The 19,112-nt window shown below is 71.7% G+C and carries 18 protein-coding genes; 6 read left to right on the forward strand and 12 right to left on the reverse strand.

Annotated features, from left to right (window positions below; all coding sequences use genetic code 11):
• Window positions 1–209 precede the first annotated feature (209 nt).
• Window positions 210–1,802 (forward strand): tryptophan halogenase family protein, encoded by a 1,593-nt coding sequence (locus ACFWW9_RS18085; protein WP_390378508.1) that lies wholly within the window; start codon window positions 210–212, stop codon window positions 1,800–1,802.
• A gap of 58 nt (window positions 1,803–1,860) precedes the next feature.
• Here the strand turns inward: ACFWW9_RS18085 and ACFWW9_RS18090 are convergent, their stop codons facing one another.
• The gene (locus ACFWW9_RS18090) at window positions 1,861–2,424 is read right to left on the reverse strand and encodes a hypothetical protein (RefSeq protein ID WP_390378511.1); all 564 of its coding nucleotides are present in this window, start codon (window positions 2,422–2,424) and stop codon (window positions 1,861–1,863) included.
• Between the two features lie 122 nt (window positions 2,425–2,546).
• On the opposite strand from ACFWW9_RS18090, the gene ACFWW9_RS18095 reads away from it, so the two are divergent.
• Together ACFWW9_RS18095 and ACFWW9_RS18100 are read left to right on the forward strand one after the other, a co-directional pair.
• On the forward strand, window positions 2,547–3,608 hold the full coding sequence (locus ACFWW9_RS18095; protein ID WP_390378514.1) for a sensor histidine kinase: 1,062 nt from the start codon (window positions 2,547–2,549) through the stop codon (window positions 3,606–3,608).
• Window positions 3,605–4,207, forward strand: a complete 603-nt coding sequence (locus tag ACFWW9_RS18100) for a response regulator (protein WP_390378517.1) — start codon at window positions 3,605–3,607, stop codon at window positions 4,205–4,207. Before ACFWW9_RS18095 ends, ACFWW9_RS18100 begins: the two co-directional genes overlap by 4 nt.
• Here the strand turns inward: ACFWW9_RS18100 and ACFWW9_RS18105 are convergent.
• The gene (locus tag ACFWW9_RS18105) at window positions 4,191–5,213 is read right to left on the reverse strand and encodes an acyltransferase family protein (RefSeq protein WP_390378520.1); all 1,023 of its coding nucleotides are present in this window, start codon (window positions 5,211–5,213) and stop codon (window positions 4,191–4,193) included. The two genes, ACFWW9_RS18100 and ACFWW9_RS18105, sit on opposite strands and share 17 nt — an antisense overlap.
• Before the next feature lie 175 nt (window positions 5,214–5,388).
• Window positions 5,389–6,120, reverse strand: a complete 732-nt coding sequence (locus ACFWW9_RS18110; RefSeq protein ID WP_390378523.1) for an MOSC domain-containing protein — start codon at window positions 6,118–6,120, stop codon at window positions 5,389–5,391.
• Window positions 6,121–6,253: 133 nt separating this feature from the next.
• Between ACFWW9_RS18110 and ACFWW9_RS18115 the strand changes: the two genes are divergently transcribed.
• Window positions 6,254–7,348 (forward strand): calcium:proton antiporter, encoded by a 1,095-nt coding sequence (locus ACFWW9_RS18115; RefSeq protein WP_390378526.1) that lies wholly within the window; start codon window positions 6,254–6,256, stop codon window positions 7,346–7,348.
• 18 nt (window positions 7,349–7,366) lie between these two features.
• On the opposite strand, the gene ACFWW9_RS18120 is transcribed toward ACFWW9_RS18115, so the two are convergent.
• From ACFWW9_RS18120 to ACFWW9_RS18160, 9 genes are all read right to left on the reverse strand, one after another.
• Complete coding sequence (locus ACFWW9_RS18120) at window positions 7,367–8,557, reverse strand: acyl-CoA dehydrogenase family protein (protein ID WP_390378529.1); 1,191 nt, start codon at window positions 8,555–8,557, stop codon at window positions 7,367–7,369.
• A gap of 2 nt (window positions 8,558–8,559) precedes the next feature.
• Window positions 8,560–9,237: a DUF2786 domain-containing protein gene (locus tag ACFWW9_RS18125; protein WP_390378532.1), complete on the reverse strand. Its 678-nt coding sequence runs from the start codon at window positions 9,235–9,237 to the stop codon at window positions 8,560–8,562.
• Entirely contained in the window at window positions 9,234–10,079 is an 846-nt protein-coding gene (locus tag ACFWW9_RS18130; protein WP_390378535.1) for a hypothetical protein, read from the reverse strand. Before ACFWW9_RS18130 ends, ACFWW9_RS18125 begins: the two co-directional genes overlap by 4 nt.
• A gap of 2 nt (window positions 10,080–10,081) precedes the next feature.
• On the reverse strand, window positions 10,082–10,366 hold the full coding sequence (locus ACFWW9_RS18135) for an acyl carrier protein (protein ID WP_390378538.1): 285 nt from the start codon (window positions 10,364–10,366) through the stop codon (window positions 10,082–10,084).
• A 30-nt stretch (window positions 10,367–10,396) separates the two neighbouring features.
• The gene (locus tag ACFWW9_RS18140; RefSeq protein WP_390378540.1) at window positions 10,397–11,683 is read right to left on the reverse strand and encodes a type III PLP-dependent enzyme; all 1,287 of its coding nucleotides are present in this window, start codon (window positions 11,681–11,683) and stop codon (window positions 10,397–10,399) included.
• Entirely contained in the window at window positions 11,680–13,029 is a 1,350-nt protein-coding gene (locus ACFWW9_RS18145) for an ATP-grasp domain-containing protein (protein ID WP_390378543.1), read from the reverse strand. The genes ACFWW9_RS18140 and ACFWW9_RS18145 overlap by 4 nt, the downstream gene beginning before the upstream one ends.
• A gap of 10 nt (window positions 13,030–13,039) precedes the next feature.
• Window positions 13,040–13,969 (reverse strand): 3-oxoacyl-[acyl-carrier-protein] synthase III C-terminal domain-containing protein, encoded by a 930-nt coding sequence (locus tag ACFWW9_RS18150; RefSeq protein ID WP_390378546.1) that lies wholly within the window; start codon window positions 13,967–13,969, stop codon window positions 13,040–13,042.
• A 91-nt stretch (window positions 13,970–14,060) separates the two neighbouring features.
• Complete coding sequence (locus tag ACFWW9_RS18155; protein WP_390378549.1) at window positions 14,061–14,582, reverse strand: SMI1/KNR4 family protein; 522 nt, start codon at window positions 14,580–14,582, stop codon at window positions 14,061–14,063.
• 20 nt (window positions 14,583–14,602) lie between these two features.
• On the reverse strand, window positions 14,603–15,619 hold the full coding sequence (locus tag ACFWW9_RS18160; RefSeq protein WP_390378552.1) for a LysR family transcriptional regulator: 1,017 nt from the start codon (window positions 15,617–15,619) through the stop codon (window positions 14,603–14,605).
• Window positions 15,620–15,848: 229 nt separating this feature from the next.
• Here ACFWW9_RS18160 and ACFWW9_RS18165 point away from each other — a divergent pair, with 229 nt between their 5' ends.
• Together ACFWW9_RS18165 and ACFWW9_RS18170 are read left to right on the forward strand one after the other, a co-directional pair.
• On the forward strand, window positions 15,849–16,607 hold the full coding sequence (locus ACFWW9_RS18165) for an ABC transporter ATP-binding protein (RefSeq protein WP_390378555.1): 759 nt from the start codon (window positions 15,849–15,851) through the stop codon (window positions 16,605–16,607).
• A complete protein-coding gene (locus ACFWW9_RS18170) occupies window positions 16,607–19,099 on the forward strand; it encodes an FtsX-like permease family protein (RefSeq protein ID WP_390378558.1) in 2,493 nt (830 codons plus the stop codon). The genes ACFWW9_RS18165 and ACFWW9_RS18170 overlap by 1 nt, the downstream gene beginning before the upstream one ends.
• Window positions 19,100–19,112: the final 13 nt, after the last annotated feature.

Consider the following 19,112-nt stretch of genomic DNA (forward strand, 5'->3'; position numbering starts at 1 on the left):
ATGGGTCTTCTAGTCGGCTTCTGGAGAAAATATATAGAAAATCGAGTTGTCCACTCGGCCGTCACCTGCCCGGAACATTGACAGGCTCACCGGCCCGTGCCTATGGTCTCCACCAAGTCGAGCGCGCAATTCTCGCAGTGCCGTCGCGCCCCCATCAACAACATTTATCCGCGACTTTTGTCGTGTTGAGACAGGAAGGATCGTCTTCGATGGAAGATCGCAGGATCAAGAATGTCGTCGTCCTGGGTGGCGGCACGGCGGGCTGGATGACCGCGTCGTACCTCGGCAAGGCGCTGGGCCCCGCGGTGAAGATCACCGTGCTGGAGGCGCCGTCGGTCCCCCGGATCGGTGTCGGCGAGGCGACCGTCCCGAACCTGCACAAGGTGTTCTTCGACTTCCTCGGCCTCTCCGAGGAGGAGTGGATGCGGGAGTGCAACGCCAGCTTCAAGATGGGCATCAAGTTCACCAACTGGCGCACCGGCGGCAAGGGTGAGGCGAACCCCCGGCCGTACCGGGACACGACCGACCACTACTACCACCTGTTCGGCCTGCTGCCGAACCACGAGAACGAGCCGCTGTCGGCGTACTGGTCGCACAAGCGCCTGACGGGCCAGACCACCGAGGCGTTCGACTACGCCTGCTACCGCGAGCCCCCGATCCTGGACGCGAAGCTCTCGCCGCGGCACTCCGACGGCACCAAGTGGACGAACTACGCGTGGCACTTCGACGCCGCGCTGGTGGCCGACTTCCTGCGCAAGTTCGCGACGAACAAGCAGGGCGCGGTCCACATCCAGGACGAGTTCATCGACGCCGACGTGGACACCCGCGGCCACGTGACCGCGTTGAACACCAAGGGCGGCCGCAAGATCGAGGGCGACTTCTTCGTCGACTGCTCCGGCTTCCGCGCGCTGCTGATCAACGGCGTGATGCGCGAGCCGTTCCTGGACATGAGCGACCACCTGCTCAACGACCGCGCGGTCGCCACCCAGGTCCCGCACGACGACGAGAAGAACGGCGTCGAGCCGTTCACCGGCTCCATCGCCATGTCCAACGGCTGGACGTGGAAGATCCCGATGCTGGGCCGCTTCGGCACCGGCCACGTCTACGCGAGCCGCTTCACCACGCAGGACGCGGCCACGCAGGAGTTCTGCGACATGTGGGGCTTGGACCCCAGCGAGCAGAAGCTCAACCACATCAAGTTCCGCGTCGGCCGCAACCGCCGCACCTGGGTCCGCAACGTGGCCGCGATCGGCCTGTCGTCGTGCTTCCTGGAGCCGCTGGAGTCCACCGGCATCTACTTCATCACCGCAGCGCTCTACCAGCTGGCGAAGCACTTCCCGGACAAGAACTTCGACCCGATCTTCGCCGACCGGTTCAACACCGAGATCAACACGATGTTCGACGACTCGCGCGACTTCCTCCAGGCGCACTTCAGCCTGGCCGCGCGCAACGACACCGAGTTCTGGCGCGCCTGCAAGGACCTGGTGCTCGCGGACGACATCAAGGAGAAGATCCGGATGTACAAGGCGGGGCTGGCGATCAACATGCCGGTCACCGACGAGAACACCTACTACGCGAACTTCGACGCGGAGTTCCGCAACTTCTGGACCAACGCCAGCTACTACTGCGTCTTCACCGGCCTGGGCTTCGACCCGCAGCAGACGCTGACGAAGCTGACGCACCACCCGTCCATGCTCGACTCGGCGGAGCACGTGTTCGCCGACATCAAGCGCAAGCAGGCGGAGCTCCTCCAGACGCTGCCGACGACCTACGACTACCTGAAGCAGTTGCACGGCAAGTAGGTCGCGGCGACGACGACGCCGGAGCGGTCCCCCGACCCGCTCCGGCGTTTCCGCGTCTTCAGACCAAGACCCGTTCCCTGGCACGGCCGAGCACGGCGGTCGCCAGCCAGACGAGCGAGCCGCCCACGCCGACGTGCAGCAGGCTGGTCGCCGGGCCGTCCGGCAGCCGCGCGGCGACGGCGAACACGGCGAGCAGCACCGTGTAGCCCCACACCGGGACCGTCGGGTACACCTTCGCGCGCAGCATCGCGACGCCGAACAGCACCGTGCCGACGGCGAACACCAGCGCGCTGCCCAGCAGCCCCACGGCGGTCGGTGGCGCGGGCTTGACGCCGTCGAGGAAGAACAGCACCAGGTTGAGGCTGAAGGCCGCACCGCCGAACAGGCCGAGCCCGATCAGGTTGACCAGGTAGGCGACGTCGCCGAAGCGGCCCGCTCGGTCGGCCTGGCCCTGGTGCAGGGCGATCAGCAGCGGCGTGGCCAGCGCCGGGGTGAGGGCGAGCAGGACGCTGGTCGGGGCGGTCTCGCCGAGGACGGCCTCGGCTCCCCCGGTCAGCGCGATCGTCAGGCCCGCGGCCGCTCCGGACCACGCGCTCAGCCTGGTCACCGTTGTCGAGGACATGGTCGACTCCGTTCAGTGGGATGGCCGGAACGCTAGGAATCCCGGCGCGCGCCCGGAAGTGGCGACCGGCACGTGCCGGTCGGCACTTCTCCTCCCGGCCGCGACGCGCGAGAGTGGTCCCGGTGCGCGTCTCCTGGGTGTCCGGACTCGTCTACGGCCTCGTCCTCGTGGCCGGGCTCTACTACGCCCTCGCGGGCCTAGCGCCCGACCCGAATCTGTTGCGGTTGGCCGGTTTCGTGGTGTGCGTCGGGCTGCTGTACGCCGTGGAACTGCTCGAACCGCGGCACGTCGTCGCCCTGCTCGCCGCGCGGCTGGTCCTGTTCGCGGCGGTGGCCGTGCTGGACGAGTCGGGGCTGTCGCGGGTGCTGTTCCTGCTGGTGCCGTTCCTCGCCTACCTGCGGCTCGGCCGTCGGGTCGGGCTGGCGCTGGGCGCGTTGTCGCTGGTCCTGCTGCTGGGGAGCTACCTGGTCTGGGTGCCCGGCTGGTACACCGACGCCGCCGCGGTGTCCGACGTGCTGATGTTCTGCGTGGGCCTGGTGCTCGCGCTGGCGATGGCCGCCACCGCGACGAGCGCGCGGGACGCGCAGCAGGAGGTGACCGAGCTGTCCGTGGCGATGGAGCGGACGCGGCTCGCGCGGGACGTGCACGACGGGCTCGGGCACCACCTGACGGCCATCGCCGTGCAGCTGGAGAAGTCCGAGGCGTTCCGCGAGCGCGACCCGGAGGCGGCCGACCGGGCGGTGGCGGACGCGCGCCGGGCCGCGCGGCAGGCGTTGGAGGAGGTGCGGTCGTCGGTGCGGGCGATGCGGGCGGACACCGAGCCGTTCCACCTGCCGTCGGCACTCGCCGACCTGGTGCGCGACACCGACGTGGTGCTCACCGTCGTGGGCGCGCAGAACGGGGCCGACCGCGCCGCGCTCACGGCGCTCTACCGCGCGGCGCAGGAGTCGCTGACCAACGCGCGGCGGCACGCGGGCGCGACGGCGGTGTCGGCGACGCTGACGTTCGGGCCGCGGGACGCCCGGCTGGAGGTGGCCGACGACGGGCGCGGGTTCGCCGTGGACGCGGCCGAGGGGTTCGGGCTGAAGGGCATGCGGGAACGGGCGCGGCTCGTCGGCGGCCGGGTCGAGGTGGCCAGCGCGCCCGGCGCGGGCACGCGCGTGACCGTTACCGTGCCGTCGTGACCGTGCGCGTGCTGGTGGTCGACGACCAGGAGCTGATCCGGGACGGGATCGCGTCGCTGCTGGGCATCCAGCCCGGCATCGAGGTGGTCGGCGTGGGCGGTGACGGCCGCGAGGCGATCGACCTCGTGCGCCTGCACCGGCCGGACGTCGTCCTGATGGACGTGCGGATGCCCGTGCTGGACGGCGTGGCCGCGGCGGCGGAGCTGGCGTCGACGTGCAAGGTGGTCATGCTGACCACGTTCGACGACCACGACTACGTCGTCCGGGCGCTGCGCGCGGGCGCGGTCGGCTACCTGCTGAAGGACCTGCCGGTGCGGGAGCTGGCCGAGGCCGTGCGGCTGGCGCACGCGGGCGTCGCCCAGCTCGACCCGTCCGTGGCGCGCTCGCTGGCCCGGCCGAGCGCCGACGCCCTCACCGCGCGGGAGACCGAGGTGCTGCGGCACGTGGCGACGGGCGCGACGAACCGCGAGATCGCCGCCCGCCTGCACCTGAGCGAGGGCACGGTGAAGAACCACGTGTCCCGCATCCTCACCCGGCTGGGGCTGCGCGACCGCGTGCAGCTCGCCCTCCACGCGCGCGAGGTCACCAACGGTCGGTGAGGCGCCGCGCCAACCGCATGGACGGGCGTTCGACGTACCGGTGCACGACCTCGACGCCGAGCATCGTCACGGCGAGCCCGGCGGCCAGGGCCACCGGGTAGCCGACCACCGGGTAGAGGGCGTTCAGCACGACGACCGCCAGCAGGCCGTGCAGCAGGTACAGCGAGTAGCTCCGGTCGGCCAGGTAGCCGAACCACGCGGTCGGCCGCAGGGTCCGCTCGGCGGCCAGCGCGGCGAGGAACACGACCAGGCCCAGGGCGAGGTCGAGGTCGTAGCGGTAGACGGTCGCCTGCCTGCCCAGGCCCGGCAGACCGGCCCACGCGTACTCGCCCCAGGCGAGCGCGGCCAGCGGGAGTCCCGTCCACAGTGGAATCCTCTTGCTCGACACCGCCCAGGCGATCTGGCCGAGCAGCAGCGCGGGCAGGTAGCCGACGTTCTCCACGACCCGGAGCGGCACCAGGCCCAGCGGGGCGCTCGCCAGCACGGCCGCGACGACCGCGAGTTCGCCGAGGACCACCGGCCACGCGGTCCGGCGCAGCAACGGCAGCGCCACCAGCAGCAGGGCGTAGAACAGGATCTCGACGACGAGCGACCAGGCCACGTCGACCAGCACCACGCGGGGCCGCAGCAGGTAGTTGACCAGCGACGCGTTGGTCAGCAGGATGGTCGGCGTGATGGTCGCCGGGTCGCCCGTGGTCAACGGGTGCAGGCCGACCTCGAACAGGCCCGCGGACAGCAGCACCGCCGCGGCCAGCATCGGGTAGATCCGCAGCAGCCGCTTGACCACGTACTGCCCCGGCCGCTCGGCGACCCCGGTGTGCGTGACGATGAAGCCGCTGACCAGGAAGAACAGCACGACCCCGAAGTTGCCCACGTTCAACGTCAGCGCCAGCGGGTTCCACTCGTGGGCCGCGGCGGCGACCCCGGACAGGTCCCCGCGCTGGTTCAGCCAGATCCCCACGACGTGGCTGTAGACCACGAGGCAGACCGCGATGGCCCGCAGCACGTCGAGGAAGACGAAGCGGACCCGTGGGCGCGCGGCAGTGGAGGAGGGTGACGCGGTCGTGGTGTCGATGGCCGAACGCTACCGGCAGCGGGACATCGAGGACTGGCAGAAAAATGCCTGCGCGACAAGGAAAGCGACGTCGAACCGTGCCGACTCGGCAAGAATTCGCCAGTCCTCACCGATCGCCGAACGGCACGAACCCGATCGGCTCGCCCTGCGTCATCGTCCCGCCCTTGGCGACCATGCCCACGTACCCCCGGTGGCCCTGGGCGACCCGGACGAACCGCTTCACCAGCCCGCCGACCGGCCGCGGGTAGTACTTCTCGATCATCTTCCCCGGCGAGGCGCACGGCGTGTTCACCCGCGTGATCACCACGGCCGCGTCGGTGAACTTCCGCCGCGCCAGGTCGTACGGCCCGAAGTCCACGCCCGCGGGCAGCGCGAGGAAGTCGCCGACGGCCCCGGAACCCTGGAAGCCGCCCACGACCACGTTGACGCCCAGGCACTGCGCCAGGAACAGCCGGACAGCCTGGCCGTCGTCCAGGTCCTCCAGCCGGGCCGCGTGCGCGGGCACGTCGACCCCGTCGGTGTCCACGTGCGCCGCGCCCACCGCCCGCAGCCCGTGCAGGCAGGCGCGCGGGTCGAGTTCGAGCCCCGCCGAGATGTGGTCGAGATCGGTGTCGCTGATCAGCGACACCGACTGCCGGTTGAGCACCTCGGCCCCGCGCCGGAACGACGGGCTGCGCACGTCCGCGCCGATGACCTGCCCGCCGTTGCGGACGCTGCCGACCATCCGGTTGGCGACCAGGTCGAACTCGGCGGTCCCCACCGGGAAGGTGCAGAACTCGGCCGAACTGGGCGCGACCAGCAGCAGGTCCACCCGGCCGGTGGGAGGGGGCGTCGACATCCGTGGAGCCTACCGAGGGTCGACTTCACCACAGCCCGCCGGCATCGGCCCAGGTCGGAGCACGGGTCGGCGTGCGAAGACCGGGCGGACCGGCGATGCTGGGAGGCGTCCGTCCCCGAGCGCGTGAGGAAGTATGGCGAACCCGACCCGCACCGCACTGCTGCACTGGACCGTCGTCGTCCCGATCATCGCCGTCGCCGCGTTGGCCCTCACGTGGGGTCGCGCCCTGCCGATAGCCGCCGTGGTCGTCGTGGCGCTGCTCCTGGCGGGAGCGGTGCTGGCCGCCGTCCACCACGCGGAGGTGGTCGCGCACCGCGTGGGCGAGCCGTTCGGATCGCTGGTGCTGGCGGTCGCGGTGACCGTGATCGAGGTGGCGCTGATCGTCACGCTGATGGCCGACGGCAAACCGGGCAGCGAGACGCTGGCCCGCGACACGGTGTTCGCCGCCGTCATGATCACCACGAACGGGATCATGGGCATCTCGCTGCTCGTGGGCGCGCTCCGGCACCGGGTGGCGACGTTCAACCCCGAGGGCACGGGCGGCATGTTCGCCACCGTCACGACCATCACCACGCTGAGCCTGGTGCTGCCGACGTTCACCACGACGAAGCCCGGCCCGGAGTTCTCCCCCGCGCAGCTCGCGTTCGCGGCAGTCGCGTCGCTCGGGCTCTACGGCCTGTTCGTGGCGATGCAGACCGTCCGGCACCGCGACTACTTCCTGCCCCTCGACGAGCACGGCGAGGTGCTGGAGGAGCACGCCGAGCCGCCGACCGCCAAGGCCGCCGGGATCAGCCTGGGACTGCTGCTGGTGTCGCTGGTGGCCGTCGTCGGCAACGCCAAGGCCGTGTCGCCCGCGATCGAGGCGGGCGTGGAGGCGGCCGGGCTCCCGCTCGCCGTCGTCGGCGTGATCATCGCCCTGCTCGTCCTGGCTCCGGAGACGCTCGCCGCCGTGCGCGCCGCCCGCCGCGGCCGGGTGCAGACCAGCATCAACCTGTCGCTGGGCTCGGCGATGGCCAGCATCGGCCTGACCATCCCGGCCATCGCCATCGCGTCGATCTGGCTGAGCGGGCCGCTGGTGCTGGGCCTCGGCCCGACGCACATGGTGCTGCTCGCGCTGACCGTCGTGACCGGCACCCTGACCATCGTGCCGGGCCGCGCCACCCTGCTCCAGGGCGGCGTCCACATCGGACTGCTGGCCGCGTTCCTGTTCCTCGCCGTCAGCCCGTGACGGCGAGGAACAGGCGCGTCACACAGCCAGAGGTGCCGTGCGGAACGGGTCGTCGCGGTCGAGCTTGCCGGTGAACAGGCCCTGGAACAGGTTGAGCTTCTGCATGTTCGAGGTGCCCTCGATGAACTCCATGCCCCGCGCGTCGCGGACCAGCTTGTCCAGCACCGGGTGCTCCAGCCGCGCGCCCGCCCCGAAGAACGTGCACGCCTCCTGGGTGGCGTCGTGGGCGAGCTGCGCGGCGCGCACCTTCGCCGCGGACGCCAGGTAGCCGTCCCCGGTGCGGGCGTCGACGGCGGCCGCCGCCAGGTGCACGAGCCTGCGGGCGCCGTCGATCCGCCGCCCCAGCACGTCCAGCCGGTCGCGCTCGTCGCGCCGCAGCGCGCTGCGGTGGGTGATCACGTACTCGTGCGCGGCACGGGCGATCCCCAGCGCGATGGCGGCGACGCCGGGCCGCAGCAGGTTGAACGTCTGCACGAACGCCCACATGCCGCGCCGCGACGGCGACAGGTGGCGGCCGAGGAACCGGTCCGGCGCGATCTCCACGTCCTGCATGGTGATCGCGCTGATCCGCGCGCCCCTCAGCCCGATGGTCTCCAGCGCCTCGGCGTGCAGGCCGGGGCTGGGGTTCTCGACCAGCACGGCGTTGATGCCGAGCGGGCCGGGGCTGGTGCGGGCGAACACGACGCCGAGCTGCGCGCGGGCCGCGTTGCCGACGTACCGCTTGGCGCCGCTGAGCAGGGCGGGCTTGTCGCCGGTCGCGGGCACGACGGTGGTGCTCAGCGCGCCCGCGTCGGAGCCCCGGTCCGGCTCGGTCAGCGCGAAGAACGTCCACAGCGGACTCTCCAGCATCCGCCCGTAGAACCAGTCCTTCTGCTGCTCGTCGGCGAGCAGGTCGATCAGCACGCCCGCGAGCAGCGGCCCCGGCGAGGCGACCAGCATGCCCACGTCGGCGCACGCCAGCTCCTCCATGATGATCGCCCGCTCCAGGGCGAGCGTCCCGTAGAACCTGTTGCCCGCGATCGGGATCGGCACGTTGCCGTACTCCGGCGGGATGCCCATCGTGGACAGGTACCGCACGGCGGGCAGGTCGAAGTGCTCCCGGATCAGCTCCGGGTCGCGGTCGAGCGCCAACCCGAGCGCCCGGAAGTCGGCGCCCCACTCGCGGACCTGCCCGCGCAGCGCGAGCAACCGGTCGTCCAGCTGGATCATCGTCACACCTCCGGACGGCAGTAGGCCTCGGCGAGCAGCTCCGAGACGTGCGCCACCTGGCCGGGCCCACCGGCCAGGTAGCCGCTGGCGCCGAGCAGTTTCACCAGCGCGCGGTCCGCGGTGGTGAGCTGGGCGTGCAGGTGGTTGAGCACGGTGTCGGGCAGTTCGCCGGGGCCGACGCCGGTCAGGACCGCGCGGACCTCCAGGTGCTCGATCAGCCCGTCGGCGACCGTGGACTTCACCATCTGCTGCTGGAGCAGCGTCGAGTTCCCGGTGCGCCTGCCGTTGAGGTAGCGCATCGCGGTCTCCCGCAGCTCCTCGGACAGCCCGAGCCGCAGCCACACCAGCCCGAGCGTCCACGCGGCCCGCTGCGCGGGGACGAACCCGTTCACGCCGTCCGCCGTCCGGTGGCGCAGCAGCTCGACCGCCCCACCGGGCAGGTCGACCACGCCGAGCCGTGTCTCCACGCCGACGGCGCGGACGACCGTGACGCCGTCGACCCAGACCAGCGGCGCGCCCGCGGCGATCTCCGGGGGCGCGATGGCGTGCCCCGCGGGGCCGCACGGCAGCAGGCCGGGCAGCACCGCGGAGGCGAGTTCGGTCAACGCGGCGGCCACGCCGTCCGCGCGCGCGACGCGGTGGCACCGCGACCACTGGTCCGCGGGGGCGAGCGTGGTCACGGTCCCCCCACGACGCAGTAGCCGAGGTCCCCGGTGCTCGGGTCGTGGTCGATGAGCACCACGGGGTCGGCGTCCACGCCGTGCGCGGCCAGCAGCGACCACGCGGCCGTGCACGGGTAGCCCGGTTCCGCGACGAGCACGGGACCGCTGTGCCGCACGAGTTCCGGGTCGATGCCCGCGCCGACGACGACCGTGGCGGCCGAGTCCGGTCCGAGCAGCGAGCCCAGCGCGGCGTCCACCGCGCCGGGCAGGTCGGCCGACCGCACGCCGATCTCGTGGCCGACCGACAGGGACCCGTTGTCCTCCAACAGGATCGCGACCCCCGCGTTGCCCGCGGGAGCCGCGCCGTCGATCTGGTACGGCAGCGTGGCCTGGTCGAGCACGAGCACCAGCGCCCGGTGGTAGCCGTGCCTGCGGGCGTAGTCGCCCGCCAGCTCCAGCGCGGTGAACGGGGCGCAGGTGCCGCTGTCGGACAGCGCGAACACCAGCGGCCCGTTGGTCAGCTCCTCGGACAGGTAGGTCGCCGCGGACAACCGGCAGTCCAGGTCCGGGGTGCTGTGCGCGACCATCGCGAGGTCGACCAGGTCGTCGCCGAGGTCCAGCTCCGCCACGAGGTTCTGCGCCATGGCGGTGAACGTCGTCCCGGCCACCAGCACCTCGGGGCGCACGGCGACGCCGTACCCCTTGGTGAGGTCCGCGAAGTGGCGCTGGGAGAACTCGTCGTCGATCCGGCGGTCCCCGCCGTCGAACTTCCTGTGCACGACCCGTGCCACCCCGAGCGGGGACCGCACCAGGCGGGAGCGCCTGGTCGTCTCGGGGACGGGTGCCGCCGTCCGGTACATGCTCAGGCGTCCTGCTCGGCCACGACGAAGTCGGCGAGCGACGCGACCGTCTCGAAGTGCGCCATCTCCAGGTTGTCGGTGTCGAACTCGACCTCCAGGACCTCCTCCAGCTGCATCAGCAGCTCGAAGACGCCGGTCGAGTCGAGACCCAGCTCGTCGAACAGCCGCGACGACTCGGTCAGCTCGGGCAGGTCGTAGTCCAGCACCTGCGCCAGCACGGTCGTGATGGCGGAGACGATCCGGGCCCGCTCGGGCGCCGTCGTCCGGATGTCGGCCGTGTCACTCATGGTCCTCGGTCCTTTCGGGGAAAAACGGGTCTATTCCGGCGTCGCCACGGCCGTGAGGTTCGGGAGCCGCTGGTGGCGCAGCAGGTCCTCGGTGGTGTCGCGCTCGCGCACGAGGTGCGCGCGGCCGTCCTGGACGAGCACCTCGGCGGGGTAGCCGTGGCTCAGGAACAGCACCGGGGAGGCAGTCGGGCCGTACGCGCCGGAGCGCAGCACGCCGACGAGGTCGCCGACCTGGACCGGCGGCAGCGCGATCTTCTTGCCGAGGGTGTCGTTGGGGGTGCAGAGCGGGCCGGTGACGTGCCAGCTCTCGACGGCGGGCTCGTCCATCCGGTTCAGCACGGCCATCGGGAAGTTGCGCTTCACGAAGGAGCCGATGCCGACGGCGGCCATGTGGTGGTTCGTGCCGCCGTCGGCGACCGCGAACTTCTCCCCCATGGACTCCTTCACGTACCGCACCCTCACCACGTACGTGCCGGACGTGGCCGTGAGGTAGCGGCCGAGTTCCATGACCAGCCGGGTGTCCGGGTGCGCGTCGGCGAACTCCGCGATGATCGGGTTCACCCGCGCGGCCAGCAACTCCAGGTCCAGGTCCCGCTCGCCGTCGAAGTAGGCGACGCCGAGCCCGCCGCCGATGTCGACCATCTCCAGCGGGAAGCCGAGCGCGTCCGACACCCGGTTCGCCAGCTCGAAGATGCGCTCGGTGTTCTCGGCGACGGCCTCCTCGCTGAGGATGCGGGTGCCCATGTAGACCTGCACGCCCATCAGCCGCACGTTCGGGTGCCGCGCGGCGAGGTCGGCGTTCGCGAAGACCTGCGTCTCGTCGATGCCGAACTGGCGGGGCTTGCCGCCCATGGTGAGGCCGGAGCCCTTGACGGCGAAGCTCGGGTTGATCCGCAGCGCGACCGGCGCGACGACACCGCGTTCGCGGGCGAAGGCGTCGATCAGCTCCAGCTCGCCGAACGACTCGCAGATGATCGTGTAGACGCCCTCGTCCAGGCAGGCCTGGATCTCCCGCTCGCTCTTGCCGGGCCCGAGGAACACGATGTTCTCCGGGGCCGCGCCGGAGCGGCGGACGGTGATCAGCTCCGCCATCGACGACACCTCGACCCGCGCGCCCGCGGCCTGGAGCACCGCGCACACGCCGATGTTCGGGTTCGACTTGAGGGAGAAGAAGAACTCCAGCCTCGGGTGCAGGTGGGCCTTCAGGCCGTGCACGCGCGACGACAGCTCGTCGCCGTCGTAGAGGTACATCGGCGTGCCGAACTCCTCGGCCAGCTCGGTGATCGGGATGCCCTGGACCTCGAACTCGGCCGTCATCGCCGCTCCTGTTCAACCAGTCGGGTGGTGATCTCCGCGTCCACGGCCGCGATCTCGGCGTCGCTCGCGCCGACGACGATCCCGTACAGGCGCCCGTCGAAGGCCGCGTCGGCGCGGGCGCCCGCGTTGACCGTGGCGAAGTTGTTGACCAGCAGGCCCGTTCCGCCCGGCCGGTCCAGCACGAGGCCGTCGAGCAGCGCGCGCACGGTGCCGAAGCCGAGTTCCCCGGTGAGCCGCAACGGGTAGTGCCGGGCGAGGGCGATGAGCCCCTCGCCGACGAACCGCTCCTGGAGGGGGACCTGGTAGGTGGACATGTTGTAGCGCGCGTTGATCTCGATGACGGGGTAGAGCCCGTCGTCGGGGTCGACCATCGCGTCCACGCCGACGACGCCGAAGTAGCCGTCGGCGGCCAGCTTCTTGCCCAGCAGCTCGGCCGTGGCGACCAGCTCGTCGGTCTGCGCGCCGGACAGCCGCGCGGGCATCCGGTGTCCCTTGTGGACACCGCCCTCGGTGTACAGCTCCTTGACGAAGTCGAAGTGCGTCGCGCCGTCGCGGCCCACGGTGAACTGGTAGTTGAGGTCGGTCTTCTTCGCGACCCAGTTCTCCACGCAGAACGCGATCCGCTCCTGGCCGGACTTCTCCACAGACTTGGCGATCATCCGGAACAGCCGGTCGATCCGGCGCGGGCTCTCCAGCACGGCGATGCCCTTGCCGGACACGCCGAGCGCCTCCTTGACCACGACCTTCTCGCCGCGCTCGACCAGCGGCGCGGCCTCGGCGAACGCCTGCCGGAGCTGCTCCAGCGTGTCGCACGCCCAGCCCGCGGGCTGGCGCAGGCCCAGCTCGTCGGCGACCCGGCGGCTGTACACCTTGCTGTTGACGGTCTTGCAGGTCGCCGCGTCCGGGGCCGCGAGCGGCAGGCCGGTCGCCGCGGCGAGCCGTTCCTCCACTTCGGACACGCCGTGCGCGACGAGGTGGGCGTCGAGGCCGCTCAGGGTCTCGACCAGCGCGGGGTCGACCAAGGCGTCCTCGGTGACGTTGCGCAGCGGGTCCTGCTCGGCGACCACGTGCACGGTCGGCAGCTCGACGCCCAGGCCGGTCAGGTAGGCGAGGTGGTCGGCGTCCGGGGCGGCCTTGAGCACGACGTGGTCGTCGGGCCCGGCGAGCAGCAGCGCGAACTCGTCCATGTGGTTCACCACGGCACTGCCGCCCGCGGCGGACACGCGCGGCAGCGTGTGCTCGCCGCGCGCCCACTGCTCCTCGACCTCGAAGTTGCCGAGGAACACCAGCGGCGCGTCCGGCCGCCCGGTGACGGCCCGCTTGAGGCGGGTGTTGAAGTTGTCCATCGTCGACGTCCTAGTGCTGGAAAACGGCGGCGGAGAACGTCTGGCCGAGCCCGGCCGACGTCATCAGGTACTTGTCGCCCGGCTTGAGCAGACCCAGCTCGCGGACGGTCTGGTAGTTGATGAACGGGTCCGCGCAGAAGCAGTGCCCGGTCTTGTCCAGGTTGTCGAGGAAGAACTTCTCGTTCGGCAGGCCGAGGTTCTTGGCGGCCACCGTCCACGACACGCGGTTCACGTTGTGCGGCAGGACGAGGTCGATGTCCGCGAGGGTGAGCCCGGCCTCGCCGAGCGCCCCGAGGATCACCTCCTCCAGGGCGTCCTGGTAGATCTTCCGGGCGTACTTGGCGACGTCCGGCGTCATGTCGATCACGCCGTCGTCGCGGCCGTGGATGCGCGTGGCGTAGCCGAGCAGGTGGTCCCGGTCGCCCTTCGCGGACACCAGGACGGCGGCGACGCCCTCGCCCATGATCGACACGTCCTCGACCCACTGGGTGAAGGGCGTGAACGTCTTGTCCCCGGCGAGGATCAGCGCCAGCGCGTCCGGGTCCCCGTCGGCGGCCAGCAGCGTCCCCGCCACGTCCAGCGCGAGGAGTCCCGTGGCGCACCCGTGGTCGGCCACGGCGAACGTCTTGGCGTGCGACAGCCCGAGCGCGGCGCGCACGTCCTGCACCGGGCTGACCGGGTAGGGCGCGGTGGTCCGCATCCCCTTGGCCCGGATGACGTACCGGACCCGCTCCTCCTGGCCGATGAGCGCGTCGAGTTTCCCCGCCGCCGCGATCATCAGCTCCGCTTCGCTCTGCCCCGGCGCCTGGCAGATCCGGTCCAGGCCGTACAGCCTGGTGAACCGCCGCACCTGCTGGTCGTTGAGCCCCAACGACTCCCGCAGGTCCGCAACGGACACGGTCTCCGGCAGATGACTCGACACTGCCACCAATGACGTCATGCCCACAGCGTCACCGCCCGTGCTGACCACCCGCTGACACGAGGCTGACCGGGGTCAGGACAGGACGCTCCCCGGCGCTGGTCGCGACTCCTCAGCCCCTCGGGGACCGGGCGCGGCACTCCGCCAGCAGCCGCTGCCACTGGTCGTCTTCCCGAACACCCGCCAGCGCCGGGTAGCCGGGACCGAACACCTGGTCCACGAGGAATTCGCCGAGGTCCGCGGCCAGGCGTTCGAACACGCCGCTCTGCCACCAGGTGATCCCCCGGTCGGGGAATCCCCAGACCGACCCGTCCCGCCGGTCCAGGAACAGCGGGTCCTCGCCGACCTTCCCGAAGCAGAACCACGACTCCCGGCCGAGGACGACCGGCGCGCCGTCCACGCTGTCGGCGGAGTACTGCATCCTGTCGACGAGTTCGGCGCCGAACAGCACCACGGACCCGAAGATCCCGCCGTTCACGACGCGGAGCAGGTCGACGTAGTCGGCCGGTGCGCCGGGCACGTCCGGGTTGGCCGAGGCCGCGGGCACGGCGTTCATCATCGACCACTCCCGGTCCGACCGGGCCACCGTCCTCGCGGCCGCGACCAGCCGCCGGAGTTCGGGAGTGATCACCACAGCGCAGACGATAGCGATCCTCACCCGGACGCCGGAGCCTCGGTCTCGCTCGGGTCGCGTGGCCACCAGCGGCCGGGTCTGGGGAGAAAGTTGGCCAACTCCGGGAAGTCGGTGGGGCGTTCGGTCATCCAGTTCCAGTAGCGCGGGATCGTCCTGGCGTAGTCGCAGTAGTACCTGCGGAGCGCGTCGATCAGCTGCCGCAGCGTGTTCGGGTGGATCGAGCCCGGTCGCCACACCAGCAGCAGGCGGCTGCGCAGGGGTTCCGTGATGGCCACGAGGCTGACGTCCGCTGTGGAGCCGGTGGGGGTCGCCAGTGCCGCCGCGCCCGCGTCGCGGACCCACGCCATCGCCTCGGCGTGGCCGCCCGCGTAGTGCAGGACCTCGGGGGTCGGGTGGTCGAGCTTGCGGAAGAGGTGCTCCTCCACGGGGTGGAACCAGTGGCCCTGGACGTGGTGGACCCAGCTCAGCGCGGCCATGTGCCGCCTGCTCACGGTGGTGCGGCGGGACAGGGCGTGGTCGCGCGGGAGGGCGAGCCAGATCGGTTCGCGGACGATGATCTCCTTCGCCAGCGACGGGTCGAGGGGGCGGACGCCGTCGACGGCCTCGGGGCTGGGGACCAGGGCCGCCGTCAGCTCGCCGCGGTTCACGGCCTCGATGCTCAACGCGGGGTCGAGCGTGACGGTCTGGACCTCCACGGACGGCAGCGACGCCTGCAACGCCCGGCGCAGGGTCACGGGGGTCCACTCGGCGTTGCCGAAGCGCAGGATGCCGCTCGCCAACGACGACGCCTCGGCGACGACGGCGTCGGCGCGGGTGGCGAGGTCGGCGAGCATGGGGATCAGGCGCTCGCCCAGCGGGGTCGGGGTGATGCCGAAAGCCGACCGCACGAACAGGTCCCCGCCCACGGCCTTCTCGATGCGCCGCAGCTGCGCCGTCAGGCTGGGCTGGGGCAGCGACAGCTTGGCCGCCGCCTTCGAGATGCTGCCCGCCTCAGCGAGCGTCATGACCACCCGCGCGTGTCGGATTTCGAGGTGCATGCGATCAACCGTTCACCTGGGACAAGTCAACCTACCCCAGGCGAACCCGGCATTTCGTCGGAGAACCGAAGGTCGAACCACCGACCGATAGGCGAACCCTATCGCTGCCCCCACCAGCGCGAACCCGAACGGGTGAGGATGTTCGGGGGGCCTGCACCAGTGCGACGACTTGCGCACCGTCCGTAATGTCCCCCCGGTGTCGGGAGCGGGAGACGTGGGGAGAGGGACAGTGGACGACGACGTGGTGCGCCTGGAGTCCGTGCGCAAGGTGTACGGCAACGAGCGCAACGGCGTGGTGGCGTTGGCGGGCGTCTCGCTCGGCATCCGGCGCGGGACCTTCACCGCCGTCATGGGCCCGTCGGGGTCGGGCAAGAGCACGTGCCTGCACTGCGCGGCGGGGCTCGACCGGCCGACGTCCGGGTCGGTGGTGCTGGACGGGCACGAGCTGACCGGGCTGAACGAGCGCGAGCTGACGCGGCTGCGGCGGGACCAGATCGGCTTCATCTTCCAGTCGTTCAACCTGCTGCCCGCGTTGAACGTCGTGGAGAACGTCCAGCTGCCGCTGCGCCTCGCGGGCCGCAAGCCCAAGCGGGCGGACGTAGACGAGGTGCTGGCGCGCGTGGGCCTGTCCGACCGCAAGCACCACCGGCCGGGTGAGCTGTCCGGCGGCCAGCAGCAGCGCGTGGCCATCGCGCGGGCGCTGATCACCAAGCCCGCCGTGATCTTCGGCGACGAGCCGACCGGCGCGCTGGACACGCGCACCGCGCTGGAGGTGCTGGCGCTGATGCGCCGCGCCGTGCGCGAGGTCGGCCAGACCGTCGTCATCGTGACGCACGACCCGGTGGCCGCGTCGCACGCGGACCGGGTGATCTTCCTGGCGGACGGCCAGATCGCGGGCGAGCTGCACTCCCCCACCGCGCACGCCGTCGGCGAGCGGATGACCCAGCTCGGCGCCTGGGCCGACGAGCCCGCGGGCACGGTGAACTGATGTTCCGCCTCGCACTGCGCACCCTGCGCTTCCGCAAGGGCGGGTTCGCCGCCTCGTTCATCGCGCTGTTCTTCGGCGCGGCCATCGTGATGGCGTGCGGCGGTCTGATGGAGACCGGCATCCGCGACGCCGTGCCGCCGCAGCGGTTGGCGAACGCGCCGCTCGTCGTGGCGAGCAGCCAGTCGTTCCTCGAACGCGCCCGCGTCGACTCCTCGCTGACGGCCCGGATCGCGGCCGTCCCCGGCGTGGCGAAGGCCGTGCCGGACATCAGCTTCCCCTTGTCCCCGTTGAAGAACGGCGCTTCGACCGGTGAGGCGCAGGGCCACGCGTGGGCGTCGGCCGAGCTGACGCCGTACACCCTGAGGCAGGGGTCCGCGCCCGCGGAGAACAACACCGTCGTGCTCGACGAGGGCGTGGCCACGGCGACCGGTCAGGGTGTCGGCGGCACGGTCGCGTTCGCCGTGGGCGGCAAGTCCCAGGAGTTCCGCGTCGCCGGGATCGCCTCCGCCGCAACGGATTCCGGGGCGGTGTTCTTCACCGACGCCGACGCGACCCGGCTGCTCGGCAAGTCCGGCAAGGTCGACGCCATCGCGGTGCTGCCCGCCGCGGGCGTGTCCCTGCCCGACCTCCAGGAGCGGCTCACGGCCGTGATCGCCGACGGCAAGCTCGCCGTGCTGGCGGGCGACGACCGCGGTCGGGCCGAGGCGAGCGCGGCGGTCGGCGGCAGCGACGACCTGGTCGCGCTGTCGGCGGTGTTCGGCGGCCTCGCGGTCATGGTCGCGATGTTCGTCGTCGCGGGCACGCTGGGGCTGTCCGTCCAACAGCGACACCGGGAAATGGCCCTGCTGCGGGCGATCGGCAGCACGCCGGGCCAGTTGCGGCGGATGATCCTCGGCGAGACGATCGTGGTCGCCGTCCTCGCGACGGCGCTGGCGTACCCGCTCAACCTGGTGCTCGGCGAGTGGCTGCTCAAGCAGCTCGCCGGCGCGGGCGTGACGTCCGAGGCCATCGCGTTCCGCCAGGGCTGGATCCCGATCGCCGCGGGCGTCGGCATCTCCCTGCTCAGCGCCACGATCGCGGCGTTCGTCGCGGGCCGGGGCGCGGCGCTGACCCGCCCGACCGAGGCGCTGGCCGAGGCCAGCCTCCAGGTGAAGTGGTTCAGCTGGGTGCGGCTGTCGTTCGCGCTGCTCTGCCTCGCGGGCGGCACCGCGCTGTCGATCGTGACGGCGCTGGTGATGACCGGCCCGGTCGCCGCGAGCACCGCCGGTCCGACGGCGATGCTGTGGGCGTCCGGCCTGGCCCTGCTGTCCCCCGGCATCACGAAGGTGATCATCGCCGTGCTGCGGTGGCCGGTGCGCCTGGTGACCGGCCTGTCGGGCTACCTCGCCGTGATGAACTCCGACGCCCGGCGCGTCCGGGTCGCGGGCGCGATCACGCCGGTCATGCTCGCGACCGGCCTGGCGACCGCGCTGATCTACCTCCAGACCACGTCCGCGGGCGGCACCCCCGGCTTCGCCGACGACCTCAAGGCGGACGCGGCGGTCACCGCGCAGACCGGCGGCGTCCCGCTCGACCTCGTGTCGACGATCAAGGCCAAGCCCGGTGTGGGCGCGGTGTCCGCGCTCGTCGACAGCACCGTGATCTTCCGGGCGGGCGAGGACAACGACGACAGCGCCACCGCGCTCGGCGTCACCGGCGACGGCGTCGAGGGCACCCTGGGCCTCACCCCCACCGCGGGCCGGTTCGCCGACCTCACCGGAACGACCGTGGCACTGACCACCGACCGCGCCGACCGGCTGCACCACTCGCTCGGCGACAGCGTGCAGCTCAAGATGGGCGACGGCGCGAACGTGGACGCGAAGCTGGTCGCGCTGTACTCGGGCTCCGGCGAGGAGACGCTGCTGCTGCCCGCCGACCTGGTCGCCAAGCACACGACGACCGGCCTGGCCTCGCAGATCCTGGTGGGCGCGGCGGACGGCACGTCGGCGTCCGCGCTGATCACGACGCTCGAGGGGCTGTCCACCACCGACCCGGACCTCCGGGTCGGCGACCGCGAGTCGCTGATCAGCTCCGGCGGCGGGGGTGGCGGCGAGCAGACCGGCGCGTGGGTGAACTACCTGCTCGTCGGCATGATCCTGGCGTACACGGTGATCTCGCTGGTCAACACGCTGGTCATCGCCACCGGCGAGCGGCGGCGCGAGTTCGCGCTGCAACGGCTGATCGGCGCGACCCACGGCCAGATCCTGCGGATGGTGGGCGTGGAGGCGGTGCTGATCAGCCTGGGCGGCATCCTGCTCGGGGCGTTCGTCTCGGCGATGACCCTGATCCCGTTCGCCTACGCGGTGTACGGGTCGCCGTGGCCGAGCGGGCCGCTGTGGATCTACCTCGCGGTGATCGGCGGCGCGTCCGGCCTGACGCTGCTGTCCACCGTGCTGTCGACCACCTACGTCCTGCGCACCCCGCCCGTGGAGGCCGCGGCGACGATCAGCTGATCATCACCGGTCG

The sequence above is a fragment of the Umezawaea sp. NPDC059074 genome, assembly GCF_042738955.1.
Taxonomy (GTDB): Bacteria; Actinomycetota; Actinomycetes; order Mycobacteriales; family Pseudonocardiaceae; genus Umezawaea.